This window comes from Bacillus sp. LR--39 (genome assembly GCF_053613335.1).
In genome coordinates, this window is sequence record NZ_JBSIOT010000012.1 from 1 (window position 1) to 3,922 (window position 3,922).

At 51.4% G+C, this 3,922-nt stretch carries 4 protein-coding genes; all 4 read right to left on the minus strand.

All coding sequences use genetic code 11. From position 1 onward, the window contains the following. Positions 1–4: 4 nt before the first annotated feature. Positions 5–1,849, minus strand: a complete 1,845-nt coding sequence (rhgW, locus tag ACWHAR_RS19435) for a rhamnogalacturonan lyase (RefSeq protein WP_448812324.1) — start codon at positions 1,847–1,849, stop codon at positions 5–7. Between the two features lie 138 nt (positions 1,850–1,987). Continuing rightward, positions 1,988–2,614, minus strand: coding sequence for a YesL family protein (locus tag ACWHAR_RS19440; protein ID WP_043857962.1), 627 nt, complete (start codon positions 2,612–2,614; stop codon positions 1,988–1,990). After that, the gene (locus ACWHAR_RS19445) at positions 2,611–3,273 is read right to left on the minus strand and encodes a YesU family protein (RefSeq protein WP_087614419.1); all 663 of its coding nucleotides are present in this window, start codon (positions 3,271–3,273) and stop codon (positions 2,611–2,613) included. The genes ACWHAR_RS19440 and ACWHAR_RS19445 overlap by 4 nt, the downstream gene beginning before the upstream one ends. Next, on the minus strand, positions 3,266–3,922 hold a 657-nt coding region (gene rhgT, locus ACWHAR_RS19450), incomplete at its 5' end, for a rhamnogalacturonan acetylesterase (protein WP_452087574.1). The genes ACWHAR_RS19445 and rhgT, both read right to left, overlap by 8 nt.

Sequence of the window (3,922 nt, forward strand, 5' to 3'; positions counted from 1 at the left end):
TCAGTTAAGGCGTATACATATTTGGTTTTGGCTGTTCCGCCATGCCGTCTCCTAAAAAGAAGCTTGTGTGCGGCGGCTGGTTATAGGCGACATTTTGCCAGGCGATGCCAAGCCGGTACACCGGATCGTGCATCAGCGTATACAGCCTGTGCTCAGTCGGAATGGTCGTCGTGTAAATGCGAAGAGCACTGCTGTCCTCCGTTCTCCATACCACTTCCTCCCGCCAATCACCGAGCAGATCAGCCTGAAGCGCCGGTGTTGCTTTTGTGCCGTTGTTAGCCGCTGCGCCTGATGCAGTCAGCACATTTTTCGATACGCCGTTTTGATAATCCCACTTATCAATTCGGTTGCTGTCCAGCTGTTCCCGGAGCAGATCGCCGTCCCACCAGATGCCGAAGTTGGTCGAGGACGGAACCCCGCTTCCGATTTTGACCCCTTTCGCTGAGTAGAGAGAACCGTTTGCCCACACTTCCTGTCCCGGATAACGCGGGTCAATATCAGCAGCCATTCCCCGGCCTACATCCTTGCCGGCATAAACGCCCCAAAGGATTTTTCCGGTTGCAGCATCCCGGAAAGATAAGCCGTATTTTGCATTTTTGTCCTCATGAACTTGAAACACCTCAAGCCCCGGCCGGCCCGGATCAAGATCTCCTGTATGGAGGGCATCCCCATGGCCTAAGCCGGTCGAGTACATGCCTTTCCCGTCATGATCAACAGCCATTGAGCCGAAAATAATCTCATCTTTTCCATCCCCGTCAACGTCCGCGATGCTCAGGTTGTGATTCCCCTGTCCAGCAAACGCTTCATTTCCTGACTTTGAGGAGTCCAGCGTCCAAAGCTTTGACAGCTTTCCATCCCTGAAGTTATAGGCAACTAGCATGGTTTTAGCGTAATACCCTCTGGTCATGATCAGGCTCGGCCGCTGTCCATCAAGGTAGGCAATGCCGGCGAGAAAACGGTCAACACGGTTGCCGTAGCTGTCTCCCCAATCCGACACATTGCCGCGCGCCGGTTCAAAATTTGCGGTGACAAGCTCTTCCCCGGTTGAACCTTGAAACACAGTGAGATATTCAGGGCCTGAAAGCACACGCCCCTGTTCATTTCTGTAATCTGCATTGGCATCTCCAATTACTTTGCCCGTGCCGTCTTTTGTCCCGTCTGCCGTTTTCATTGCCACTTCCGCTTTTCCGTCACCATCAAGGTCATACACCATAAATTGGGTGTAGTGCGCACCCGCTCTGATGTTTTTGCCGAGATTGATCCGCCATAACTTTGTGCCATCCAGTTTATACGCGTCAATCAGCACGTCACCCGTATAGCCATCCTGTGAATTGTCTTTTGAGTTAGACGGGTCCCATTTCAGGATCAGCTCGTATTGCCCGTCACCATCCACATCGCCAACACTTGCGTCATTAGCGCTGTACGTGTAAGCTTCACCCTTTGGCGTCGTGCCGCCAGCCGGTTTATCCAGCGGGACGGAATGATACGGCTGCGCCCATACGGAGGCTTTTTCAGAAGCCGGCTGTTCGGTACCGTTTACAACAGTCCGAACCGTATACGTTGAGCCCGCCGATCCGTTTTTATCCACATAGTTCGTTGTTTTGACAGGCGCAGCATTCAGTTTTTGCCCGTCTCTGTACACATTGAACAAAACAGATGCGTTTTCGGTTCCAAGAAACCGCCAGCTGACAAAAATGCCCCCGTCCGTCTTGACCGCTACAAGCCCCCGATTCAGCGCTTCCATCTGCCGCGCTGCCCCTTCAGCTTTCACAGGACATACAGAGGCTCCCATCACCAACAAGACCAGCAACGTAACAGCGGTAAACATGCGTTTCCTTCGTGTAATCATCAGACAGCTCCTTCTCATTTATATGTAAGCGCTTACTTAAATTGGATTTTATGCGCTGTGTGAGCTGTCTTCAATTTCACTTTTTTGCATCTGCCTATTTCGGACACTGCACTTTTTTGCGTATTTGTCATTTTTTTGTTACCCGGCTTGATGATGCCGGGCCTCCGTCTTTTGAAATCCCCTAAGAGCAAAAAACATCAACACAAGCCCAAATAAACACGGGCCGTAAAACGGAATCAGGCCAGGAAGCGTATACAGCAAATAAAGGATAAATCCGCACCCGATCAGCATACAGCCGGTCGTCAGCGGCCTCATGGCGCCAAACAGCAGTGCCTGCGGTATATATTTGCGAAGCGGGAGCTGGTAATGCACATAAAGGGGAAACACATACATCAGCGCGATGATATACAAAAGCCCTGCAAGCAGCGTGCAGCTTGTTACGGCAAAGGACAGCCAATCCGTACTGGCAGAAAAATAATGATAGTTCGCGGACAATATGAGCAAAAGAGCCGAAAACGCCAATCCGATCGCATTAACCTTGAGAAACTCTTTTTTATAGGTATCGAGAAATAACGGAAATATCGGGACATCCTTTTGCCCCATCAGCCATTTCCTTATAACGGCACACATCGCGGCTGTGCTCGGCGCCCATCCGAAAAGAACGCCGCCCAAAAGTGTAAACAACAGCCACAGCCCGTTGAGCCATGCTATTTTCACCACCGCTTCGCAGCCTGCATAAAGCGCATCCGTTACAGTCGTCTTCATCTTCTCACCGCTTGATACACGGCAAAATCCCTGTAAGCTGCTTTCATGGGGGCCATCTGCCGGAACCCGATTTTTCCTTTTGTTAACACAGGCCCATATGTGCTGCCGTCGTCCATCCACTCAAGAATGGGCAGACCATTGATTGAAAAGTGCACATAGCCTTTGTCTTTGATCAGCTTCATACGATACGGAGAATCAGCGTCGTCTGGAGAAGGCAGCGGATCGGCCCCCATTGCGGCGAGGTGGAAACCGCGGCTTTTTCTTAAATTGCAGGTGCGGAACGCTCTTTCCCCCGCGTATTTTCTGCGGAAATACGACAGGTGGAGAGCGTTGATGTCCCCCGAATGATACTCGGGGTATTTTCCCGTTCTTTTCTGGAGACTTGGATCAAACAAATCCTCGCCTCCCATTCCCGCAGCAGAAAAAAACAGCATACACAATCCCGGCTGCTCGATCGGAGAGAAGTCCCATGTCACAATGATGCCGTCTGGAAAGGTTTCCGGACACCAAAAGACAAAGTGCGCTTCATCCTGGACATGTGACAGGTGCAAGCTGTGATCGTCAAATGAGATCTGTCCGCCTCCCTCCATCCGCCAGTCCTTCACATCGCTTTTAGACCGGAGCGGATTGCGGTACAGGCACGCGCGTTCTTTATACATGTTCTTTCCCCTCCCGGCTCACAAGATGGTTCTTAAGCGGAAGTCCGAGCTCTTCAATGCCTTCTGCCACAAGCTTCGCAACCTCCATTGCACCTTTTTCCGAAAAATGCGTATTGTCCTCAATGCCGTCCGGGTAATTCGGATGTTCATTCGGCTGAAACCAAACGAACAATCGCTTCGACTCCTCCGGCCCGTATGCTTCATACAGCACCTTTGTTTTCGCAAGCAGATCAATCACAGGTACATCGAGCTCCTTCGCCAGTGCTTTCATCGCATCGGGATACTCACCGAGCGTATGCTCGATCCGTCCGTTTTCATCAAAGCGGCGGCGCTGCACCGATGTGACGAACACAGGATGCGCGCCCTTTTCGCGTGCCGTATCTGCAAACAAGGTAAGAAACTGCTGAAATGTGGAGTACGGCTTCGTCCCCCGCGGTTTTTGGTCATTGTGGCCGAATTGAATCAACAAATAATCGCCTTGTGTGATGTGCTCGGCAATTGCTTGAAGCCTTCCTTCCTCCACAAAAGAATTGGTGCTCGCTCCTCCTTTGGCATGATTGTGCACCACTACCTCTTCAGAAAACAATTGCCCGAATACCTGCCCCCACCCCGCCATCGGCGCTTCATGAGGCGGGCAGTCACTCACAGT